General features: G+C 60.4%; 20 protein-coding genes. All 20 read left to right on the top strand.

The annotated features are described in order from the left end of the window. Window positions 1–256: 256 nt before the first annotated feature. The 20 genes from tssA to ACA053_RS28760 all read left to right on the top strand — a co-directional run bounded on the left by tssA (window position 257) and on the right by ACA053_RS28760 (window position 23101). The gene (gene tssA / locus ACA053_RS28855) at window positions 257–1813 is read left to right on the top strand and encodes a type VI secretion system protein TssA (RefSeq protein ID WP_497394223.1); all 1557 of its coding nucleotides are present in this window, start codon (window positions 257–259) and stop codon (window positions 1811–1813) included. A gap of 32 nt (window positions 1814–1845) precedes the next feature. Next, complete coding sequence (gene tssB, locus ACA053_RS28850) at window positions 1846–2349, top strand: type VI secretion system contractile sheath small subunit (protein ID WP_010465292.1); 504 nt, start codon at window positions 1846–1848, stop codon at window positions 2347–2349. 28 nt (window positions 2350–2377) lie between these two features. After that, window positions 2378–3853 (top strand): type VI secretion system contractile sheath large subunit, encoded by a 1476-nt coding sequence (gene tssC / locus ACA053_RS28845; RefSeq protein ID WP_077748558.1) that lies wholly within the window; start codon window positions 2378–2380, stop codon window positions 3851–3853. A gap of 14 nt (window positions 3854–3867) precedes the next feature. Further along, window positions 3868–4275: a type VI secretion system baseplate subunit TssE gene (gene tssE / locus ACA053_RS28840; protein ID WP_008150080.1), complete on the top strand. Its 408-nt coding sequence runs from the start codon at window positions 3868–3870 to the stop codon at window positions 4273–4275. 10 nt (window positions 4276–4285) lie between these two features. After that, window positions 4286–4792: a PAAR domain-containing protein gene (locus ACA053_RS28835; RefSeq protein WP_497394222.1), complete on the top strand. Its 507-nt coding sequence runs from the start codon at window positions 4286–4288 to the stop codon at window positions 4790–4792. A 3-nt stretch (window positions 4793–4795) separates the two neighbouring features. Continuing rightward, window positions 4796–5701 (top strand): hypothetical protein, encoded by a 906-nt coding sequence (locus tag ACA053_RS28830; RefSeq protein WP_109626778.1) that lies wholly within the window; start codon window positions 4796–4798, stop codon window positions 5699–5701. Continuing rightward, window positions 5702–5995 carry a hypothetical protein gene (locus ACA053_RS28825; RefSeq protein WP_109626776.1) on the top strand — a complete coding sequence of 98 codons (294 nt, stop codon included), beginning with the start codon at window positions 5702–5704 and terminating at the stop codon, window positions 5993–5995. Further along, window positions 5982–6449 carry a hypothetical protein gene (locus ACA053_RS28820; RefSeq protein ID WP_497394221.1) on the top strand — a complete coding sequence of 156 codons (468 nt, stop codon included), beginning with the start codon at window positions 5982–5984 and terminating at the stop codon, window positions 6447–6449. The genes ACA053_RS28825 and ACA053_RS28820 overlap by 14 nt, the downstream gene beginning before the upstream one ends. Window positions 6450–6473: 24 nt before the next feature. Beyond that, the gene (gene tssF, locus ACA053_RS28815) at window positions 6474–8261 is read left to right on the top strand and encodes a type VI secretion system baseplate subunit TssF (RefSeq protein WP_497314541.1); all 1788 of its coding nucleotides are present in this window, start codon (window positions 6474–6476) and stop codon (window positions 8259–8261) included. Further along, the gene (gene tssG, locus ACA053_RS28810; protein ID WP_222589047.1) at window positions 8225–9232 is read left to right on the top strand and encodes a type VI secretion system baseplate subunit TssG; all 1008 of its coding nucleotides are present in this window, start codon (window positions 8225–8227) and stop codon (window positions 9230–9232) included. The genes tssF and tssG overlap by 37 nt, the downstream gene beginning before the upstream one ends. 13 nt (window positions 9233–9245) lie before the next feature. Beyond that, window positions 9246–11894 carry a type VI secretion system ATPase TssH gene (gene tssH / locus ACA053_RS28805; RefSeq protein WP_497314538.1) on the top strand — a complete coding sequence of 883 codons (2649 nt, stop codon included), beginning with the start codon at window positions 9246–9248 and terminating at the stop codon, window positions 11892–11894. Between the two features lie 10 nt (window positions 11895–11904). After that, the gene (locus tag ACA053_RS28800; RefSeq protein ID WP_109626768.1) at window positions 11905–13422 is read left to right on the top strand and encodes a sigma-54 interaction domain-containing protein; all 1518 of its coding nucleotides are present in this window, start codon (window positions 11905–11907) and stop codon (window positions 13420–13422) included. A 324-nt stretch (window positions 13423–13746) separates the two neighbouring features. Beyond that, on the top strand, window positions 13747–13887 hold the full coding sequence (locus tag ACA053_RS28795) for a type VI secretion protein (RefSeq protein ID WP_497394220.1): 141 nt from the start codon (window positions 13747–13749) through the stop codon (window positions 13885–13887). A 17-nt stretch (window positions 13888–13904) separates the two neighbouring features. Next, window positions 13905–15101, top strand: coding sequence for a type VI secretion system-associated FHA domain protein TagH (gene tagH / locus ACA053_RS28790; RefSeq protein WP_109626765.1), 1197 nt, complete (start codon window positions 13905–13907; stop codon window positions 15099–15101). 5 nt (window positions 15102–15106) lie between these two features. Further along, window positions 15107–15607, top strand: a complete 501-nt coding sequence (gene tssJ / locus ACA053_RS28785; protein ID WP_094469961.1) for a type VI secretion system lipoprotein TssJ — start codon at window positions 15107–15109, stop codon at window positions 15605–15607. A 2-nt stretch (window positions 15608–15609) separates the two neighbouring features. Next, window positions 15610–16941: a type VI secretion system baseplate subunit TssK gene (gene tssK / locus ACA053_RS28780; protein WP_462029267.1), complete on the top strand. Its 1332-nt coding sequence runs from the start codon at window positions 15610–15612 to the stop codon at window positions 16939–16941. A 5-nt stretch (window positions 16942–16946) separates the two neighbouring features. Then, window positions 16947–17822, top strand: a complete 876-nt coding sequence (icmH, locus tag ACA053_RS28775; RefSeq protein ID WP_010465262.1) for a type IVB secretion system protein IcmH/DotU — start codon at window positions 16947–16949, stop codon at window positions 17820–17822. 13 nt (window positions 17823–17835) lie between these two features. Continuing rightward, window positions 17836–21375 carry a type VI secretion system membrane subunit TssM gene (gene tssM / locus ACA053_RS28770; RefSeq protein ID WP_497394218.1) on the top strand — a complete coding sequence of 1180 codons (3540 nt, stop codon included), beginning with the start codon at window positions 17836–17838 and terminating at the stop codon, window positions 21373–21375. Next, window positions 21375–22103, top strand: a complete 729-nt coding sequence (locus ACA053_RS28765; protein ID WP_497314532.1) for a PP2C family protein-serine/threonine phosphatase — start codon at window positions 21375–21377, stop codon at window positions 22101–22103. The genes tssM and ACA053_RS28765 overlap by 1 nt, the downstream gene beginning before the upstream one ends. Continuing rightward, window positions 22100–23101 (top strand): serine/threonine-protein kinase, encoded by a 1002-nt coding sequence (locus ACA053_RS28760; RefSeq protein ID WP_497394217.1) that lies wholly within the window; start codon window positions 22100–22102, stop codon window positions 23099–23101. Before ACA053_RS28765 ends, ACA053_RS28760 begins: the two co-directional genes overlap by 4 nt. Window positions 23102–23109 lie beyond the last annotated feature (8 nt).

Raw genomic sequence — 23109 nt, 5'->3', positions numbered from 1 at the left:
CAGGTGAAGAGGTGATTATTAATGCGACATCAGGGAATCCCCTTACACATATAGGGATATCTCCTACACGTAATAAACAACACTTCGTCTTGTTGTTTAATCAGATGCTTGCTAGTGGCCATCATTGTGATTACGATGCGCCCACTTGAAAGAGCACGAACTCAATTGGATGAGACTCATCGCAGCTCTTTGATACTGTCCCGCGTCGCTGCAACTGCAATTGGCGTTCGACCGTAATCCTAATTAAAGGCCATGGATGTCCTACTCAAGCAAACTTTCCGCTCATTACCTCGAACTCGCAAAAGCCTCTGTTTCCAAAGAGAATTTCGCGGGCGAGGACGTTCGCTTCTCAAGCGAATATGAGGCACTGGAAAGCGAGCTGGCGAAAGCCTCGTCCATGCACGAAAGCGGTCAGATCGACTGGCTGAAAATCCGTGAAAACAGCGAAAACCTGCTGCGTACCCAGTCCAAGGATTTGCGGGTCGGCGCCTGGCTGACGTGGGCCTTGTACCAGCGCGAGTCGTTCCAGGGCCTGCTGGCCGGCCTCGGATTGCTGCACCACTTGTGCGAAAACCACTGGGCCGACGTTCACCCGAGCAAGGCCCGCACCCGCTCCGCTGCGATCAGTTGGCTGGTGCCGCGTCTCGAGCAGGTGCTGACCGAAAACGTCGCGATAAAAGAGCAGTTGCCGATGTTCCGGCGGCTGGTCGAACACCTTGAAGGCCTCGACGCCGCTTGCACCGAGCACTTGGGCGACGATGCGCCGCTGCTGCTGCCGATCTCCCGCCGCCTGAAAAACATGGTGCAACGCGCCGCCGACAACCAGCCGGAACCCGGCGTGGTGGGCGCCGCGGTGGCGCAGGTCAAACAGGCCGCCACGCAGCTGTTCACCCCCGGCGCGCCGATCGACAACGAGAAAGAAGCTCACAAGGCTCTGCGCGCCCAGCAGGAAAGTGCTCGTCCGTTGTGTGCCTGGTGGCTCAAGCAGAAAGCCACCGACCTGCGCGCCCTGCGCCTCAATCGCACGCTGCTGTGGCTGCCCATCGACGCGGTGCCTGAGCGCAACGCCGAGCAAATCACCGTGCTGCGCGGCTTGCCCGCCGATAAGCTCAAGGCTTATCAGGACCGCTACGATCAAGCCAAATACGCCGACCTGCTGGTGGAACTGGAGGCGAGCCTGGCGAAGGCGCCGTTCTGGTTCGATGGCCAGCGAATGGTCTGGGAATGCCTCCAGGGCCTGAACGCCGAGATGGCAATGCGCGAAGTGGAAATCCACTTCGCGCTTTTGATTCAGCGCCTGCCCGGCATCGTCGAATTGCGTTTCCACGACGGCGCGCCGTTCGCCGATCCGGCCACCCGCGCCTGGATCAGCGCCAACGTCATGCCGCACCTGCAAAGCGCCAGTGCGCCGCGCAAGGTCGAAGTCGCCGACACCCAGCCGGCCTGGGAAGTGGCCCTCGAAGAAGTCCTGCCGATCCTGCGCAAGGACGGCCTCAAGGCCGCCGTGCAGATCCTCAAGCAGGGCCTGCAAAGCGCCCACGGCGGACGCGTCCGGTTCTTCTGGCAGTTCGCCCTCGCGCGGCTGTGCTTCATGGCCAAGAAATACGAATTGGCCAAGACGCAACTCGAAACACTCGACCAAACATTACAGGACTCAGGCCTGAACGCCTGGGAGCCCGATCTTGCGCTGGAAGTGCTGCATTTACTGCATAGCTGCTGCGAGTTGTTGCCGCAGAACCATGCCGTACGTGAACGCAAGGAAGAGATTTATCGCAGGCTGTGCCACCTCGATCTCGAAGTGGTACTCGAATAGGCCCCAGGGCCACAACCGCAAGGAGAAAAGCCATGGCCAAAGAAGGCTCGGTAGCCCCCAAGGAACGCATCAACGTCACCTTCAAACCTGCCACCGGTGGTGCACAGGAAGAGATCGAACTGCCGTTGAAACTACTGGCAATCGGTGACTACACCCACCGCAAGGACGAACGCAAAGTCGAAGATCGCAAGCCGATCAGCATCGACAAGATGACGTTTGACGAAGTGCTGGCCAAGCAAGAGCTGAGCCTGACACTGAGCGTGCCGAACCGTCTTCAGGAAGAAGGTGACACTGAAGAACTGGCCGTGAAACTGCGCGTCAACTCGATGAAGGACTTCAACCCGGCCTCGCTGGTCGAGCAAGTGCCTGAGCTGAAAAAACTGATGGAACTGCGCGACGCGCTGGTGGCCCTCAAAGGCCCGCTGGGTAACGCGCCTGCGTTCCGCAAAGCCATCGAAGGCGTTCTCGCCGACGACGAATCCCGCGGTCGCGTACTGGGTGAGCTGGGCTTGAACGCCGCCGCCCAGGACGCCTGAGTCTCTATCAGCCAAGGAAGCCAACACAATGAGCACTAGCGCAGCACAGCAAAAGAGCAAAGAGAGCGGCGAATACAGCATTCTCGACAGCATCATCGCCGAAACCCGCCTGACGCCGGACGACGAAGCCTACGACATCGCCAAGCGCGGTGTGTCGGCTTTCATCGAAGAGCTGCTCAAGCCGCAGAACAACGGTGAGCCGGTCAAGAAAGCCATGGTTGACCGCATGATCGCCGAGATCGATGCCAAGCTCAGCCGCCAGATGGACGAAATCCTGCACCACCCTGACTTCCAGTCCCTGGAATCGTCGTGGCGTGGCCTGCAGTTGCTGGTCGATCGCACCAACTTCCGCGAAAACATCAAGATTGAAATCCTCAACGTCTCCAAAGAAGACCTGCTGGACGATTTCGACGATTCGCCGGAAGTGATGCAATCGGGTCTGTACAAGCACATCTACACCGCTGAATACGGTCAGTTCGGTGGTCAGCCTGTGGGCGCGATCATCGCCAACTACTTCATGTCCCCAAGCTCGCCGGACGTGAAACTGATGCAGTACGTGTCCAGCGTTGCCTGCATGTCGCACGCACCGTTCATTGCTGCCGCCGGCCCGAAATTCTTCGGTCTGGAAAGCTTCACCGGTCTGCCGGACCTGAAGGATTTGAAAGATCACTTCGAAGGCCCGCAATTCGCCAAATGGCAGAGCTTCCGCCAGTCGGAAGACTCCCGTTACGTTGGCCTGACCGTGCCGCGTTTCCTGCTGCGTAACCCGTACGACCCGGAAGAAAACCCGGTCAAATCGTTCGTGTACAAAGAAACCGTCGCCAACAGCCACGAGCACTACCTGTGGGGCAACACCGCCTACGCGTTCGGCACCAAGCTGACCGACAGCTTCGCCAAGTTCCGCTGGTGCCCGAACATCATCGGCCCGCAGAGCGGTGGCGCGGTTGAAGACCTGCCGTTGCACCACTTCGAAAGCATGGGCGAAATCGAAACCAAGATTCCTACGGAAGTTCTGGTTAGCGACCGTCGTGAATACGAACTGGCCGAAGAAGGTTTCATCTCCCTGACCATGCGCAAAGGCTCCGACAACGCGGCGTTCTTCTCCGCGAGCTCGGTGCAGAAGCCGAAGTTCTTCGGCATCAGCGCAGAAGGCAAGGCCGCAGAGCTGAACTACAAGCTCGGCACTCAACTGCCGTACATGATGATCGTCAACCGCCTGGCTCACTACTTGAAAGTGCTGCAGCGCGAGCAACTCGGTTCGTGGAAAGAACGTACCGACCTCGAGCTGGAACTCAACAAGTGGATCCGCCAGTACGTGGCCGACCAGGAAAACCCGAGCGCCGAAGTGCGTGGCCGTCGTCCACTGCGTGCAGCCCAGATCATCGTCAGCGATGTCGAAGGCGAGCCTGGCTGGTACCGCGTCAGCCTGAACGTGCGTCCGCACTTCAAGTACATGGGTGCCGATTTCACCCTGTCGCTGGTTGGCAAGCTGGACAAAGAGTAAGAGGAGCCTGAGTCATGACTGGATACGGCAGCCTTTTCGAACGCCTGGGTGGCGACGCGGACAAACGCGTCGGCTGGAGCCGCGAGGTCTCCGCCATGGCGTCCGTGGCTGCCCATCTGGCCAAGATGCTCAGCACCCGTGCGGGCAGCGTGCAAACGCTGTCCGATTACGGGCTACCCGATCTCAATGACATGCGTCTGAGCCTGCACGACTCCCTGAGTCAGGCCCGTCTGGCCATCGAAAATTTCATCGAAGCCTACGAGCCACGCCTGAGCAATGTGCGTGTCATCTCCCTGCCGCGTGATCACGATCAGCTTCGCCTGTCCTTCAGCATCGAAGGCCTGCTGGAAGTTGATGGTTTCAAGCGCCAGGTCAGTTTCGCCGCGCGCCTGGATGGCAGCGGTCAAGTCAAGGTCAACTAAGGAGATTCGTATGTCCGGCAAACCCGCAGCCCGCGTATCCGACCCCACCGCTTGCCCGCTCCCCGGCCACGGCACCAACCCGATCGCCGCCGGTTCCGGCGACGTCTTCTTCGACGGCCTCGCGGCCGCCCGCCAAGGCGATGCCTCGGCGTGTGGTGGTGCGATGTCGGGCGGGTTGGCGACGACGGTTTTGATTAATGGCAAACCGGCAGCGACGGTGGATTCCGTCGGGACTCATGGCAACAAGGTTACGGCGGGTTCCGGGACGGTGATTATCGGGAATTCGCATTCGCCGGTGCCGTTTGTGGCGCCGTTGCCTTTGATTTTTCCTGGATTTGATGAGCAGTTTGCTTTGACAGATGAAGCTGGTATGCCCATTGCCAATCGTAGATATCTGCTCGTTCGCCAAGACGGTACGCAGGAAGAGGGTGTTACTAATGAAAAAGGTTTCACTCACCGACTAGCTCGTCACGAAAGTGCAGAGCAAGTTGAAATCTATGTTGCAAAAGGAGATTGATAGATGGGCGCCGATGTCATCAATACTTCAAGTGGTGCTTTTACAAAAGTCGCTGCGATGCAAAGTACACCGACTAAGGATCTGACGCCTAAACCGATTGTTGTTGAACAAGGGCTGACAGTATTTTTGGGCGGCGCCGGGATGATTGGTGCTTATAACGCAGATATGGTGGCTGCGTTCAAAGAGGCTGGAATTTTAAATGCCGTTTATGGGAACTACTCATCTCTAATAACTGGATGGGATAAGCATGTGCCCGATCTGGTCGACATGCTTAGTGATGCTGCGTCTGTGGTGCTCTACAACCAAGACGAAAGTGATCCAGTCGTATTTGAGTATGGCGAAATTCAGAAGTGCAAATATGGCGGCGAATACATAGAGAAAAAGTATATCTATGGTTTGATCACTATCAAAAGCAATAGCGTAGTGGAATGTACCCCGACAAGCGATATGTTGGCGATCAAGATAGGGCGGGATATTTCAAAAATCAAAACAACGGAGTTTCCGTTGAGCGCATTGGAAATCACCAAGCCAATTCCAAAGATCGGGCAATTCAATATAGTGGGTTACTCTTGGGGCAGCGTAGTCGCGGCCCGTACTGCTATGCACTATGCTCGTTCGGGCACCAAAATAGACCACCTTGTCCTCATTGGTGCTCCGATCAATAAAAGTTTGAAAGAAGCTGTTAGTAATCATCCAAACATCGGTAGCGCAATAATTATCGACTTGAAGGATAAGGGCGACCCTATCTATGCGGGCATGACTGATAAGGAACTTGTCGACTCGGCTCTTGAACTTGGTAGGCAGATGCCAACGGCGGAAGGGCACTTTTACTATTCCGGCGACAGTGCAGAAGGAAAAGCAAGGCGTCGAGAGCTCGCCAAGCTTCTCTATTCAAAGGGGCTGCGCTAGATGCTTCGTTATTTTTATTTTTTTGTGGCTGCGGTATTGCTGCTGATGTCGTGCACTGACCCGAAAACCCAATGGTCAATAGACGGATTTGATGTTTATGGGAGCTTGTTTGTTTTTTGTATGGCTCTTTATATTCCGATGATGGCGCTCTCTTTTTATTATTTTGTAAAAGCGTTAACAAGATTTTTTAAATATAAAAACTCTCGCGATGGGTTTTTGTTATTGGCGTCCACTGTTGTGGGTGTTGTTGCTCTTTACAGTTTTAATCACTGGGTGTTCAGTGAAATTTACTAACGATTCGGCGCAGGGCATTCGGAAAAGTGAAGGCTGCCCTCATCAAAATTTTTTCAGGGCAGCACTCTGGTCTCCGCTCTTGGTGATGTTGACTTTGACACTGGTTGAGCAGGGCAACGAATACGCGGCGGTTCTGGACTGGCAACAAATGCTGTTGATCTACGTTCTCTCATTCGGAATCCCGGCCTACATCGCCTTTGCTCTGTGGGCAACGCGAGTAATGAACGGAAAAACCGAACAGCAAATTTTGAAAAGTGTGTGGCGCGCACCGCTGACGTTCATCCCTTTTTACGCCGTCCCTTGGTTAATTTTTGGATTGGCCCATGTGTTTTTGGGGAGTTTTTCCGGGTTTCCGATGATGTTGGGCTGGCTGGCTTTTTTACCGTACCTGCTCATCGCCGGCTACGTAGTTGCCGGTCTGACGGTTGCGCTCTACAGGACAGTTTTTTCATGAGATCCACCACCAGGAAGGTACCCCGTGTCCTTTAACCACTACTACCAAAGCGAACTCACCGCACTTCGCCAGTTAGGTCGTCGATTCGCCGAGCGTAGCCCGGCATTGGCGCCTTTCCTTGGCCAGGCCGGGCGGGATCCAGACGTGGAGCGGTTGCTTGAGGGCTTCGCTTTCCTGACCGGGCGCCTGCGCCAGAAGCTCGATGACGAACTGCCCGAGCTCAGCCATTCCCTGATGCACCTGCTGTGGCCCAACTACATGCGGCCGCTGCCGGCGTTCAGCATTTTGCAGTTCGATCCGTTGAAGCGTTCGGGGCCTGCGTTGATGGTCGAGCGCGACACGCCAGTCGAGAGTGTGCCAATCGACGACGTGCGTTGCCGTTTCCGCACGTGCTACCCGACCGAAGTCTTGCCGCTGGATCTGGCTGCGCTGAATTACTCGGTGAAGGGCGACGGTTCGTTGTTGAGCCTGCGCCTGGAGATGAGCGCTGACGGTCATCTTGGCGAACTGGAACTGAGCCGTTTGCGTCTGCACTTCGCCGGTGAGCGCTACATCAGCCAGATGCTCTACCTGAGCCTGTTGCGCAATCTGGAAGGCATCGAACTGATCCCGCTGGATGGCGCCGGCAAACCCATCAACGGCGTCAACGGCACGCCGATGGCGTTCAAGATGCCCGGCGACCGTGTGCAACCGGTAGGTTTTGCCGAAGAAGAAGCGTTGATCCCCTATCCGCTGAACACCTTCCGTGGCTATCGCTACTTGCAGGAATATTTCGCCTTCCAGGACAAGTTCCTGTTCGTCGACGTCAACGGTCTGGACATGCTCAAGGCATTGCCGGAAGACACGCTCAAGCAAATGCGCGGCCTCGAATTGCGCTTCGACATTCGCAAGAGCGGCATCATGCGCATGCGTCCGACGCTGGACAATGTGAAGCTCTACTGCACGCCGATTGTGAATCTGTTCAAGCACGACGCCTTGCCGATCCGCCTAGATGGCAAGCAAGACGAATACCTGCTGCTGCCCGCCGAATTCGATCTGCAAAACTGCGGCGTGTTTTCGGTGGAAACCGTGACGGGATGGAAGCCCGGCGGCCTCGGTTATCAGGAATACGTGCCGTTCGAGTCCTTCGAGCACGACCCGAGTTTCGACGTGCCCAACAGCCGTCCGCATTACAGCATCCGCCAGCGTTCGTCGCTGTTGCACGACGGCCTCGACACGTACCTGAGCTTCGGCATCCGCCACACCGAAGCCCATGAAACCCTGTCGATCGAGCTGATGTGCACCAACCAGAACCTGCCCAAAAAGCTCAAGCTCGGCGACATCAGCCAAGCCTGCGAAGACACGCCGGAGTTCCTGAGTTTCCGCAACATCACCCCGGCCACGCCCAGTTATGCGCCGCCGCTGAACCGCGACTTCCTCTGGAAGCTGATCAGCAATATGTCGCTCAACTACCTGTCGCTGGCCGACGTCAATGCGTTGAAGGTGATTCTGGAAACCTACGACCTGCCGCGCTACTACGACCAACACGCTGAGAAAGTCAGCAAACGCCTGCTGGGCGGGCTCAAGTCGATCAAACACCAACACGTCGACCGGTTGCACCGAGGGTTGCCGGTTCGCGGGTTGCGCACCGAGCTGACCATCGACCCGGAAGGGTATATCGGCGAAGGCGACCTGTTCGTTTTCGCCTCGGTTCTTAACGAGTTTTTCGCGCTTTACGCCAGTCTCAATTCGTACCACGAGCTGCGGGTAAAAAGCACACAGGGAGAGGTGTACCAATGGACACCACGTATGGGCCTTCAGCCGCTTCTTTAAGCGGACTGACCCGAGGAATACGCGAGTACTCGCTGTTTCAGGCCGTGCTGCTGGTGGTTGACCGGCTGCGCGAGGCCCACCCGCACCTGAGCCAGGACGATCTGTACGACCAGCTCGAATTCCAGGCCAACCCGAGCCTGGGTTTCCCGGGCAGTGACGTCGATCGCGTGGAGTTTTTCCACGAGCACGGGCAGATGCGCGCGCGCCTGCGTTTCAACCTGATCGGCCTGGTCGGCTCCGGTTCGCCGCTGCCGGCGTTCTACGGTGAACAAGCCCTGGGCGACAGCGAAGACGGCAACCCGACCCGCAACTTCCTCGACCTGTTCCACCATCGCCTGCAACGGTTGATGTTGCCGATCTGGCGCAAGTACCGCTACCGCGCCAGTTTCGAGAGCGGCGCCCTCGACCCGTTCTCGGCGCAGCTGTTTGCCTTGATTGGCCTCGGCGGCGAAGAGATCCGCAAGGCCCAGGAACTGAACTGGAAACGCCTGCTTCCATACCTCGGTCTGCTCAGCTTGCGGGCGCACTCGGCCGCGTTGATCGAAGCGGTGCTGCGGTACTACTTCAAACACGCCGAACTGACCATCGAGCAGTGCATCGAGCGCCGCGTGGAAATTCTCGACGAGCAACGCAATCGTCTGGGCCGCGCCAACAGCCTGCTCGGCGAAGACCTGGTGCTGGGCGAACACGTGCGCGACCGCAGCGGAAAATTCCGCATTCACATCCGCGAACTCGACTGGCAACGCTTCCACGAATTCCTGCCGATCGGTTTCGGCTACCAGCCGCTGTGCGCGCTGGTGCGGTTCACCCTGCGTGACCCGCTCGATTACGACATTCGCCTGGTGTTGCGCCAGGAAGAAATCCGCGAACTGCGCATCGGTGAGCAAAACGCCTGTCGCCTGGGATGGACCAGTTGGCTGGGCCGCGAAAAAGCGGACGGCGTGGTGACCCTGGGCAGCAAAATTCATTAAGGACAGATGACCAATGATCAACGTAGACCTGCAACAACTTATCCAGGCGCTGGACGCCGAAACCCGTCGTGATCTGGAAAGTTCTGCCGAGCGTTGCGTCGCCCGTGGCGGCAGCAAAATCCTCGTCGAAGACTTGCTGCTCGGCCTGCTGGAGCGCCCTCAAGGCTTGCTCGCACGCGCGCTGCAAGACGCCGAAGTGGATGCCGGCGAACTGAGCGCCGCGTTGCAATCGCGGGTCGAGCACAGCGCCTCGCGCAACCCGGTGTTCGCCCCGGAACTGGTGCAGTGGCTGCAAGATGCGTTGCTGGTGGCCAACCTTGAACTGGGCCAGAGTCAGGTCGAGCAAGCCGCGTTGATCCTCGCGCTGCTGCGCAACCCGATGCGCTACGCCGGTAGTCGCTACCAGTCGTTGCTGGCCAAGCTGAACATCGAGCGCCTGAAAGAATTCGCCCTGTCGCAGAAAGAGCAACCGGCTACCGGCAAACCGGCTGTACCGGGTGAATCGCTGCTGGAGCGCTTCACGCATAACCTCACTCAACAAGCCCGCGACGGCAAACTCGACCCGGTGCTGTGCCGCGATGGCGCGATCCGCCAGATGGTCGACATCCTCGCCCGTCGCCGCAAGAACAACCCGATCGTGGTCGGTGAAGCCGGCGTCGGTAAGACTGCGATCGTCGAAGGCCTGGCCTCGCGCATCGCCGCCGGTGAAGTGCCGCAAGTGCTCAAAGGCGTGGAGCTGCTGTCGCTGGACATGGGCTTGCTGCAAGCCGGCGCCAGCGTCAAAGGTGAATTCGAACGTCGCCTCAAAGGCGTGATCGACGAAGTCAAAGCCTCGCCGAAACCGATCATCCTGTTCATCGACGAAGCGCACACGCTGATCGGCGCGGGCGGCAATGCCGGCGGTTCCGATGCGGCCAACCTGCTCAAGCCAGCCCTGGCTCGAGGTGAATTGCGCACCATCGCCGCCACCACGTGGGCGGAGTACAAAAAATACTTCGAAAAAGACCCGGCCCTGGCCCGTCGTTTCCAGCCGGTGCAACTGCACGAACCGACCGTCAGCGAAGCGGTGACCATCCTCCGTGGCCTGGCTCAGGTCTACGAGAAGAGCCACGGCATCTACCTGCGCGATGACGCGGTGGTTGCGGCGGCCGAGTTGTCCGCTCGCTACCTCGCGGGCCGTCAGCTGCCGGACAAAGCCGTCGACGTGCTCGACACCGCGTGCGCTCGCGTTCGCATCAGCCTCGCCGCCGCTCCGGAAAGCCTTGAGCGCCTGCGTGGCGAACTGGCTGAAGGCGGCCGTCAGCGTCAAGCGCTGCGCCGTGATGCTGAAGCAGGCTTGCTGATCGATCACGAAGCGCTGGACGCGTTGGAAGATCGCCTGGCGACCGCCGAAGAGGAAATGGTCGCGCTGGAAACCCTGTGGACCGAACAAAAAGAACTGGCCGAACGCCTGCTGGATCTGCGTCAGCAACTGGCCAAGGCGCGCGAAGCCGCTGCCGTCGAGCCCATCGTCACGGTTGAAGAAGACGCCGAAGGCACCGTGATCGAAACGCTGCCGGTGGACGAAGCGCACAGCGTCGAAACCCTGGAAGCCGCACTCAACGAAACGCACAAAGCCCTGACTGAGCTTCAGGTCAAAGAGCGTCTGGTGAGCTTCGAAGTGTGCCCGCGTCTGGTCGCCGAAGTGATCAGCGCCTGGACCGGCGTGCCATTGGCGCAACTGGCCCGTGAGCACAATGCCAAGGTCGCCAGCTTTGCCACCGACCTGCGCACGCGCATTCGTGGTCAGGAGCAAGCCGTTCACGCCCTGGACCGCTCGATGCGCGCCACCGCTGCCGGCCTGAACAAACCTGACGCGCCGGTAGGCGTGTTCCTGCTGGTCGGCCCGAGCGGCGTCGGCAAGACCGAAACCGCGCTGGCTCTCGCGGATTTGCTGTACGGCGGTGACCGTTTCATCACCACCATCAACATGTCCGAGTTCCAGGAGAAGCACACCGTCTCGCGCCTGATCGGTGCGCCACCGGGTTACGTCGGTTATGGCGAAGGCGGCATGCTCACCGAAGCCGTGCGTCAAAAGCCGTACTCCGTTGTGCTGCTCGATGAAGTCGAGAAGGCCGACCCTGACGTCCTCAATCTGTTCTATCAAATCTTCGACAAAGGCGTGGCCAACGATGGCGAAGGACGCGAGATCGACTTCCGCAACACGTTGATCCTGATGACCTCGAACCTGGGCAGCGACCGCATCAGCGAACTCTGCGAAAACGGCGCACGCCCATCGGCCGAAGTCCTCGAAGAAACCATACGCCCGGTGCTCAGCAAGCACTTCAAACCAGCGCTGCTGGCGCGGATGCGTGTGGTGCCTTACTACCCGGTGGGCGGCCCGGTGCTGCGCGAGCTGATCGAGATCAAACTCGGTCGCTTGGGCGAACGCTTGAATCGTCGTCAGCTGGATTTCACCTACTCACAAGACCTCGTCGATCACTTGGCCGAACGCTGCACCCAAAGCGACAGCGGCGCGCGCCTGATCGACCACTTGCTCGACCTGCACGTGCTGCCGCTGGTGGCCGACCGCTTGCTCGACGCGATGGCCACCGGTGAAAGCCTCAAGCGAGTCCACGCGACGCTCGATGGCGGCGCCAGCGTGACGTGCGAGTTCGCCTGAGGTGGGTGTGATGTTCACTCAAGTGCCGCAACCGCTGGTCTATGCCGAAGCCTTGCTGGCGCAGTTCGCCAGCCTGTCGCGCGCGGCGGACGGTGCTGCGCTGCTGGGTGACTTCGTACGCGGGTTGGCCGAGCTCAGCGGTTGCGAGCTGACTCAGTTGTACCTGCTGGACGCCACTCACACCTGCCTGGGGATGAACGCCGAGTGCCTCAACGGCATCCTGCAACCCCGTGAAGCGGAGAGCCTGCCGGCGGATTACAACGGTGAACAACTGCTGCAATTCGCCCTGTGCCAGAACCGCGTGGTGAGCCTCAGCGAACTGAGCGGCAGCCTGCACGAAACCAGTTTCCTGCCGCCGCAGGCCACGCCTTGGCAGTCGCTGTTGTGCGTGCCGCTGGTCAATCAGCAGAAAGCCGTCGAAGGCTTGCTGCTGTGCGCCAGTCGCCGGCACATCGACCTGCAAGGCTTCGCCGATTCCCTCGGGCAACTGGGTTCGTTCGTGCTGGGTCAACTGCATTTGCTTCAGCGTTTGCGTCAGCCGAGCGGTGACGTACGACCGATGAAGGTCAGTGTCCCGAGCGCCAGCGGTTACGGCTTGATCGGCAAGAGCAAGGCCATGCGCCAGACCTACTCGCTGATCAGCAAAGTCCTGCACAGCCCGTACACCGTGCTGCTGCGCGGCGAAACCGGCACCGGCAAGGAAGTGGTCGCACGGGCGATTCACGACTGTGGCCCGCGCCGTTCCCAGGCGTTCATCGTGCAGAACTGCGCGGCGTTCCCCGAGAACCTGCTGGAAAGCGAGCTGTTCGGCTACCGCAAAGGCGCGTTCACCGGTGCCGATCGCGACCGTGCCGGGCTGTTCGATGCGGCCAATGGCGGCACCTTGCTGCTCGATGAAATTGGCGACATGCCGTTGTCCCTGCAAGCCAAGCTGCTGCGCGTGTTGCAGGAAGGCGAGATCCGTCCGCTGGGGTCCAACGACACTCATAAGATCGACGTGCGCATCATCGCCGCGACGCACCGGGATTTGTCGGTGCTGGTCAGCGAAGGCAAATTCCGCGAGGACTTGTACTACCGCCTCGCGCAATTCCCGATCGAGCTGCCAGCCCTGCGTCAACGCGAAGGCGACATCCTCGACCTGGCCCGGCACTTCGCCGACAAGGCGTGCTCGTTCTTGCAGCGCGATGCGGTGCGTTGGTCCGATGCAGCGCTGGATCACCTGTCCGGTTATGCCTTCCCCGGCAACGTGCGCGAACTCAAAGGCCTGGTCGAGCGCGCAGTCCTGCTGTGCGAGGGCGGCGAGTTGCTGGCCGAGCACTTCTCCCTGCGCATGGAAGCCATGCCGGAAGACAACAGCCTGAACCTGCGCGAACGCCTGGAGCAGGTCGAGCGCAGTCTGCTGCTCGATTGCCTGCGCAAAAACGACGGTAACCAGACCCTCGCCGCCCGCGAACTCGGCCTGCCACGCCGCACGCTTCTGTACCGCCTCGGCCGTTTGAATATCAACCTGGGTGATTTCGATGGTTGATCTCAATTTCTACAACCCGACCACTCAGGTTGGAATGCCCCCTGTGGCCAGCGCATTCCCTGTGGCGAGGGGATTTATCCCCGTTCGGCTGCGCAGCAGTCGCAATCCGGCCAACTCGGTTTGCCTGAATAAACGGGGTAGCCGGTTTTGGGGGCGCTTCGCGACCCAGCGGGGACAAGTCCCCTCGCCACAAAGGCAAGCCTCACCACAGGTGTTCGGCTCAAAGTCCCTGACTAGAGCCTTGAAACCTACCTCATCCGCTTCTAACAGCGCCGCCCAACCGGGTCGGCGCTTTGTGCTTTGTCTACCCATGGAGACCCTCTGATGCCTGTTCGTCACTGGCAAGCCGTCCTGCTAACCCTCGTCGTTTTATGCGGCCTCGGCGGCTGTAACGGCAATTACAAATTCAACGACAACACCTATCGCCCATTGGGTGATCCGCAGGCGGTCAATCGCGGCAAGTGACCGCAAGGAGTATCACCATGGAACTGGTTTTCGAAATGCTGAACACCAAGCAGTTCGTGCCCACGGATTTGTGCCAGAAGACCTTCAAGCAGGCCGGTGGCGTGATCGGGCGTGGCGAGGACTGTGACTGGATCATCCCTGACCGCAAGCGTCACCTGTCCAACCATCACGCGGTGATCAGCTACCGCGAAGGCACGTTTTTCCTGACCGATACCAGCAGCAACGGTATCCAGGACAGCGAAAGCGGCGCGCGCCTGCGCAAGGGCGAAGCGATGCGCATCGAGCACGGCAGCGTGTACGTGCTGGGTGATTTCGAGATTCGTGCGCGACTGGTGCGCGACCCGGCGACTTTCGACGTGGAAGTCGGCCGCCCGCAAGCGGCGGGCAGCATCATCCCGGACGATGCGTTCCTCGACCTCGACCCGTTGAACGCCCTCGATCAGCAAGAGCGCGTGTACTCGGAAATCGACGAACTGATCTCGCCAAACAACGCTCCACAGGACACCCGTCAGCGCGCCGACTACGCCCGCATCGACATGGAAAGCCTGATGGTTCCGGAGCTGATCAACGCCCCGGCAGAACCCGAGCCAGCCCCGGCACCGAAAGCCGTCGAGCGTCAGAGCGAAGGTTTCTGGGAGCACTTCGGCGCGGCACTGGGCGTGGACCTCAAAGGCCTCGACCACGACGCCCGCGAAGCCCTGGCGCTGAACGCCGCACGCCTGCTCAAGCAGAGCGTCGGCGGTTTGCAGCAGAGCCTGCGCACCCGCAGTGAGCTGAAAAACGAACTGCGCCTGGCCCAGACCATCGTTCAAGGCACGAATAAAAACCCGCTGAAATTCGCCGTCGATGCCGGTGAAGCGCTGGGCATTTTGTTGCAGCCGAACAAGCCGGGCCAGTTGCCGGCCGAGCAGGCGATCTCCCGTTCGTTCCGTGATTTGCAGGCGCATCAGGTGGCCTTGCTGACCGCCAGCCGCGCCGCCGTTCGCGGCACGCTGGAACACTTCTCGCCTGAGCAATTGACCCTGCGTTTCGAGCGCGACAACAAGCCGATCATGGCCACGTCCGGCAGCCGCTGGAGAGCGTACGGCCGTTATCACCAGGCCCTGCGCCAAGACGATGACTGGAGCGAACGCCTGCTGGCCCGCGACTTTGCCCAGGCTTACGAAGAACAGATCCGCCTGATTTCCACCCTTCACACCGACCACCAAGGATGATGCGCATGTCTCGCTGCTCGACCGCTTTTTTCAAGACGCTGACGGCGTTCGCGGCCCTGGTGCTGCTGGCCGGCTGCTCGTCGCTGTCGCCGTATTCCCACGTCACCAAGCTCAACCTGAAGCTCACCGCCAGCGATCAGTTGAACCCGGACCTCAACGGTCGTCCGTCGCCGATCGTCGTGCGTCTGTTCGAGCTCAAGCACCCGGTGACCTTCGAGAATGCCGACTTCTTCAGCCTGTACGAGCGCGCCAAGGAATCCCTGGCCCCGGACCTGGTGGCCAGCGAAGAACTCGAGCTGCGCCCGGGTGAAACCGTCGAACTCAAGCTCAGCGTGGAGGAGGGCAGCCGCTACGTCGGCATCCTCGCCGCCTACCGCGATCTGCCGGAAACCAAATGGCGCTACACGGTGCAAGTCACTCCGGTGGAAGTCACCGACGCAGACTTGACCCTTGATCAGGCCGGTATTCGCAACAGCAACGAAACGCTCGCCAAGGCGGATGACTGAACATGAATTCCCATAAAGTCATTTGGCAGGAAGGCATGCTGCTGCGTCCGCAGCACTTCCAGCATAACGACCGTTATTACGACCACCAGATGAAGACCCGCACCCAGTTGCTGGGCAGCTATACCTGGGGCTTCCTGAACCTGGACATCGACTTGCAGTTCCTCAATATGGGCAAACTGGTGATCAGCCAGGCCTCGGGGATTTTGCCGGATGGCAGCCTGTTCGAACTCGGTGGCAACACCGAACCGTTGGCGCTGGACGTGCCACCGAACACCGGCAACACGCCGATCTACCTGGCGCTGCCGCTGGTCACCGGCAACCACATCGAGGCCCGTCGCCCGGAGCAATCCGACGTGCTGGCGCGCTACACCGCGTATGAAGCGGAAGTGGCGGACTCCAACGCCGGCGATGATTCCGCCAGCCAGGTCAGCTGCGGTCGCCCGGACTTCAAACTGTTGCTCGGCGAGCAGCAGAGCGACCAGGCTTACGTGAAGCTGAAGATCTGCGACGTGCTGGACACCACGCCCGATGGCGTGATCAGTCTCGATCCGGATTTCGTGCCGACCTACATTCAGGCGCATGCCTCCAGCTACCTGCTGTCGTGCCTGAAAGAAGTCATCAGCATGCTCGGCCACCGTGGCGACACCATCGCCGAGCGAATCCGTTCCAACGGCAAGGTCGGTGGCGCGGAAGTCGGCGACTTCATGATGCTGCAACTGATCAACCGCACCGAACTGCTGCTGCGTCACTACCTCGGCCTGGAACAGGTTCACCCGGAAGAGTTGTACCGCACGCTGCTGACCATGCTCGGCGACTTGGCGACGTTTTCAAGCGACAGCAAACGCCCGCGCCTGGACAGCCGTTACCAGCACAGCGACCAGGGTGCGAGCTTCCGCAAACTGATGGAAGCGATTCGTCAGGTGCTGTCGATGGTGCTCGAACAGCACGCCATCGAACTGGTTCTGCAAGCGCGTCAGTACGGCATCATCGTCTCGCCGTTGCACGACCACAAACTGCTGGGCTCGGCCTCGTTCGTGCTCGCCGCCAGTGCCAACTGCGACTCCGAAGAACTGCGCCACCGCTTGCCGGCGCACCTCAAGGTCGGCCCGGTGGAGCGCATCCGCCAACTGGTCAACCTGCATCTGCCCGGCATCAAGGTCAAACCGTTGCCGGTGGCACCACGGCAGATCGCGTTCCACTCCAACAAAACCTATTTCATTCTCGAACTCAGTTCCGAAGACCTGGCACAACTCGAGCGCTCCGGCGGCTTCGCGTTCCACGTGTCCGGCGAATTCGCCGAGCTTGAACTGAAATTCTGGGCCATCAGGAACTGACTGACATGATCAAGGACATGGAACACAACCAGGACGACAAAACCGTCCTGCTCGACCGTCAGGGCCACGGCCCTGCTTCGAGCCCGCTAACCGATTTCGCCGCACCGCCGCGTTTCGAACAGCTCGAAGAACGGATGATCTACGCCGCGCGTTTGCGCCCGGCGGAATCCTTCAACATCAGCCTCAATTCGCTGGTGGCCGCCGCGTCCGATCTGTTGTCGGAAGTGGTGCGCCTCAAGCACAGCGACACCCGCGAAGACATGTACGCGCTCAACGAGCGACTGACCGCCGGGCTGAAACTGTTTGAAGTGCGCGCGCTGCACAACGGCGCCGAAAGCAGCCAGGTGATGGCCGCGCGTTACGTGCTCTGCACCGTGGTCGACGAAGCCGTTGTGACCACACCGTGGGGCAACGAAAGCGAATGGTCGCAGATGAGCCTGCTCAGCAGCTTCCACAACGAAACCTTCGGCGGCGAGAAGTTCTTCCAGCTGCTGGATCGCTTGTCGAAAAACCCGGTCAAGCACCTGCCGATGCTGGAGCTGATGTACCTGTGCCTGTCCCTCGGTTTCGAAGGCAAGTACCGCGTGCAAGCGCGCGGCATGCTCGAACTCGAAGGCATCCGCGACGCGTTGTATCGCCAGATTCGTCAGTTGCGCGGCGACGTGCCACGTGAGCTTTCGCCGCACTGGGAAGGCTTGAACGATCAGCGCCGCAGCCTGGTGCGCATCGTGCCGGCGTGGATGGTGGTGCTGTTCACCGTGGTCTGCCTGGTGGTGATGTATTCGGGTTTTGCCTGGGTCTTGGGCGAGCAACGCGAAACCGTTCTGCAACCTTTTCAGCAGCTAGATCCGGCCGCGGTCCAGCCGCAGTCGCAGCCGTAAACAGGGACGTGTGATGAAAAAGTTTTTCAAGAAAGTCGGCGCATTCTTGCGCAAGACCTGGGTCTGGACCTTGCTGGTGGTGCTGTTTCTGGCGCTGCTGGTGTGGTTCGTCGGGCCGCTGCTGGCGGTGGATGACTACAAGTTCTGGGAAGGTTCGACCTCCCGTCTGCTGACCATCAGTGTGCTGTTCCTGATCTGGGGCCTGACCATGGTCTTCGTCAGCTGGCGCGCGGGCGTACGCAAGAAAGCCATTGAAGACACGGAAGACGGCCAGGATCGTATTCGCCGTGAAGAGCTGATCGACGAAGAGCAGAAAGAGCTTCGTGTGCGCTTCAAGGATGCGTTGAAAACCCTGAAGACCTCGAGCCTGTATCGCGGTCGCAGCGAACGCTGGCGCAGTGATTTGCCGTGGTACTTGCTGATCGGCCCGCAGGGCAGCGGCAAGACCAGCCTGCTGGACTTCTCGGGCCTTGAGTTTCCGATCAACAAGATCGACCGCAAACTGACCCGGGACACCCTCGGCACCCGTCATTGCGACTGGTATTTCGCCGACCACGGTGTGCTGATCGACACCGCCGGGCGTTACCTGACCCAGCCGGATGCCGAAGTCGATGGCAGCGCCTGGAGCACCTTGCTCGACCTGCTGCGCAAGCGTCGCCGCAACCGCCCGTTGAACGGCGTGCTGGTGACCATCCCGGTTGAACTGCTGCTGGGCAACACCGAGCAAGACCTCGACACCCTGGCTCGCCAGGTGCGTGCGCGTCTGCAAGACGTGCATCAGAAACTGCACGTTGATGTGCCGGTGTATCTGGTGCTGAGCAAGGCGGACAAGCTGCTCGGTTTCGACGAGTTCTTCGATCAGCTGACCCGCGAAGAAAGCGATCAGGTGCTCGGCACCAGTTTCCGCAAGGAGCAGAGCGGCACCGACGTCGCCGTCCTGCGCGCCGAGTTCGAAGAGCTGCTGCGTCGCCTGAACAGCCAGGTGATCATGCGCATGCACCAGGAGCGCGACACCCAGCGCCGTGGCCGCATTCTCGACTTCCCGCATCAACTGGGGCAGATCGGCGAGCGCCTGTGCCTGTTCGTCGACATGGCGTTCACCGGCAACCGCTACCAGCGTGTCAGCCAGTTGCGCGGTTTCTACCTGACCAGCGCTCCGCACCTGACCCAAGAGATGGACCAGACCACCGCCGGCATCGGCGCCAGTCTGGGCATGAGCGCCGGCATGCTGCCGACCTTGCGCAGTGGCCGTTCGCGGTTCATTCACCATTTACTCAGTCGGGTGATTTTCCCCGAGGCCGATCTTGCCGGTCTGGACAAGCGCGAACGCAGCCGCATCCATTGGGGCCAACGTGCGCTGTACGTGGGCGCACTGGCGGCACTGGCGCTGTTCGGCATGCTCTGGGCAGGCGGTTTCTCCGCCAACTACGAGCGTCTGGAAAACCTGCGCAACCTGGCCACCAACTGGACTCAAGAGCGCTCGGCCCTGACCGCACGCGATGATTCCATGGCGGTGCTCAAACCGCTCGATAGCAGTTACGCGGCGACCCAGGTCTTCCCGAAAAAAGGTGATGTGTCGTACCACGAACGTGGCGGCCTGTTCCAAGGTGAAGAGGTCAACCCGGTGGTCAAGGATGCCTACGAGCGTGAGCTTGAAGCGCAACTGATGCCGAAGGTCGCGACCCTGCTGGAAGGGCAGATCCGCGCCAACATGAAGGACCGCGAGCGCCTGCTCAACAGCCTGCGCGCGTACCTGATGTTGAACATGAAGGATCGTCGCGACGGGCCGTGGCTCAAGGATTGGGTCGCCACCGAGTGGTCCCAGCGCTACGCCGGCAACACCGCGGTGCAGAACGGTTTGAACACGCACTTCGAGCGTTTGCTCAAGCAGCCGTTTATCTACCCGCTGAACGATCAACTGGTGGCGCAAGCGCGTCAGGTGCTGCGCAGCGAATCGCTGGCCAACGTGGTTTACCGGATGCTGCGCGAGCAGGCCCGCAACCTGCCGGAATACCGTTTGAGCCAACACATGGGGCCGCAGGCTTCACTGTTTGTCGGCACCGATTACGTGATCCCGGGCTTCTACACCCAACAGGGTTATCAGCAGTATTTCTCGGTCCAGGGCAGTGCGCTGGTCACCGACATCCTGCGTGACAACTGGGTGCTGGGCGAAGGCACGGGCATCAGCGGCATGGACTTGCGTCGTCTGATGGTCGAATTGGAGCAACTGTACTTCCGCGACTACGCCAACTTCTGGAGTGAGGCGGTCGGCCAGGTTGCCCTGCCACCGATCAACGATGCGGGCGAGGGCGCCGAGCAACTGGCGGGCTTGACTTCTGCTAACTCCCCGGTACTGCAACTGCTGGTGGAAGTGCGCGAGAACACCCGTTTCCCGGCAGACGCCGAACCGGTTGATCAAGCGGCTGATGCCGCTGGCGCACTGGCCGATCAGAAAGGCAAGTTGGGCAAAATCGGCAAACTGGCGTCTGCCGCAGCGGATCAGGCTGCGGAAATGGCGGCGATGAAAAACCTGCCGGACACCGCGAAGAAATCACTGCAACGTCGCTTCGAACCGCTGCACCGTTTGCTGGATGACAACAACGGCCCGGCCGCTGATCTGACCCCGGCACTCGCGGCGCTCAACGACCTGCAACTGCAACTGGCGAGCCTGGCGCGTGCCAGTTCCCCGGATCAGGCCGCGTTCGAAATGGCCAAGACCCGCATGAGCGGCCAGCGTGATGCGCTGAGCGCCCTGCGCAATGCCTCCAACCGTCTGCCGCGTCCGGTCAGCGTGTGGTTCAACGTGCTGGCCGAAGACACCTGGCGTCTGGTGCTGAACGATTCCTACCAGTACCTGAACCAGCGTTATCAGAGCGAGCTGTACAGCTTCTACGGCAAGGCGATCAACAAGCGTTATCCGTTCAGCGCCCACAGCACCAGCGACGTCGCGATCAGCGATTTCCGCGAGTTCTTCAAGGCGCAGGGCATCAACGATCGCTTCTTCGAGACCTACATGCGTCCGTTCGTCAGTGGCGACCCAGGCAACTACCGCCTGCGCACCATCGACGGTCACAGCATGCCGATCTCCAAGGTCTACCTCGACCAGATGGCCGCGGCCCAAGTGATCCGCCAGAGCTTCTTCTCGGTCAACCCGGCCGAGCCGCAAGTGCAGTTCAAACTGGAGCCGTACACCCTCGACCCGGCCGTCAGCCGTTCCGAGTTCAAGTTTGGCGACAAGACCATCGAATACCGTCACGGCCCGATCGTGCCGGTGTCGTTCAAATGGCCGACCGACGCTGAAGACGGTCGCACCAGCCTGGTCCTCGACAAAATGGCCGGCCGCCCGATCGGTATCGAAAAGAACACCGGCCCATGGTCGCTGTTCCGTCTGTTCGACCTGATGCAGACCGAGTACCTGAACGGTCGCGACGTGATGGTGCTCAAGGCTGACGTGGGCGGCCTGCGCGCCAATTACCTGCTCAGCAGCCAGCGCACGCCGAATCCGTTCGACATGGGCGTGCTGCGCACCTTCCGTATGCCGGTGCAGCTCTGATGCTGGTTGCCAGTCCCTGGCGCAGCGCTGCGCGTACCGACGCCGGCAAGGTTCGGGCGCGTAACGAAGATGCTTTTCTCGACTGTCCACAGCAGGGGCTGTGGGTGGTCGCGGACGGCATGGGCGGTCATCAGGGGGGCGACATCGCCAGCCAGTTGATCGTCGCCAGCCTGGCGGAATTGCCGGTGCAGGATGACTTCGACGAACGACTCAAAGGCATTCGCCAGTGCCTGCACTGGTTGAATCGCCGCCTGGGTCAGGAGTTGACCGTCACCGCCGGGCGCCACGACAGCATCATGGGCAGCACCGTGGTGGCGCTGCTGGTGGAAGGCAATCGCGCGGCCTGCATTTGGGCCGGCGACAGCCGTTGCTATATGTGGCGTGGCCAGCGTTTGTATCAGCTGTCCAAGGACCATTCGCTGCAACAGCAACTGATCGACGAGCAAAACATGAGCGTCGAAGACGCCCGTGCGCATCCATCGGCCCATGCCCTGACCCGTGCGGTCGGTGCGGCTGATGTGTTGACGCTGGACGTGCTCGAACTCGAGGTTTACCCCGGCGATACGTTTCTGTTGTGCAGCGACGGTTTGTACCAAGGGCTCAGCAGCGATGCCTTGGGCAATGCCCTGAGCCTGACCGCGCCGCACGTTGCGCTGGAGCGTCTGTTCGATGGCGCCCTGCGTGGCTCGGCCCGGGACAACCTGACTGCCGTGGTGATCCGACAATGACCCAACTCATGCCGCCGCTCGACGACCTGCTGGTGACCGACGAGGAAGCCAATAACCTGACTTACTTTGCGTTTGCCAAGTCGCATAAGGCTGAGCCCGCGCTGGCGCCAACCAAGGCCAGCGTCGGCGAAATGCCCGACGTGCTCGCAGGCCGTTACCGCATCGAGCGTCTGCTCGGTGCTGGCGGCATGGGTGCGGTTTACCGCGCACGGGACTTGCTGAGCGAACAGTTCGGCGATCCCGACCCTTACATCGCGCTGAAAATCCTCAGCGAAGAATTTGCCGAATCGCCGGACGCCAGTGCCTTGCTCTACAGCGAGTTCGCCCTGACCCGACGATTGCGCCACGACAACGTGCTGCGCTTCCACACCTTTGAAGTCGACACCGACTGCCAGCGCGCCTTCATCACCATGGAGCTCATGCGTGGGCTGACCCTGGATAAATTACTCTGCGAGCGCCCCTTGGGCCTGCCGTGGAAAGAACTGCGCGACATCGCGCTGCCGCTGCTCGACGCGCTGGCCTATGCCCACGCTCGCGGCGTGCTGCACGGTGACATGAAGCCGAGCAACGTGATGCTCAGCGAAGAAGGCGTGCGCCTGTTCGACTTCGGCCTCGGCCAGGCCGAAGAAGGCATCCTGCCCGGCTTGCCACACCTGAGCCGCGATCGCTTCAACGCCTGGACCCCCGGCTACGCCGCCCCCGAACTGCTTGAAGGCCAACCGCTGTCGGCCAGTGCAGATGTCTACGGCGTGGCCTGCGTGCTCTACGAATTGGCGGGCGGCAAACACCCGTTCCGCCGCTTGCCCTCGACCGAAGCCCGCGACGGCCACCTCGAACGCGAGCTGCACGCTCCACGGAATCTACCGAAACACTGCTGGCCAGCCCTGCGAACGGCGCTGGCTTTCGATGCGGCCAAGCGCACCATCACCGCCGCCCAATTGCGTGACGCCCTGGGCGCCACTTCGTCTTTGCTGCAACGCCTGCGACTGCGGGCGTAACGGATGAC

The organism is Pseudomonas sp. LBUM1672, from assembly GCF_059695655.1.
The sequence above is the reverse complement of the archived record's forward strand: the minus strand, read 5'-3'. Positions and strand labels throughout refer to the sequence as shown.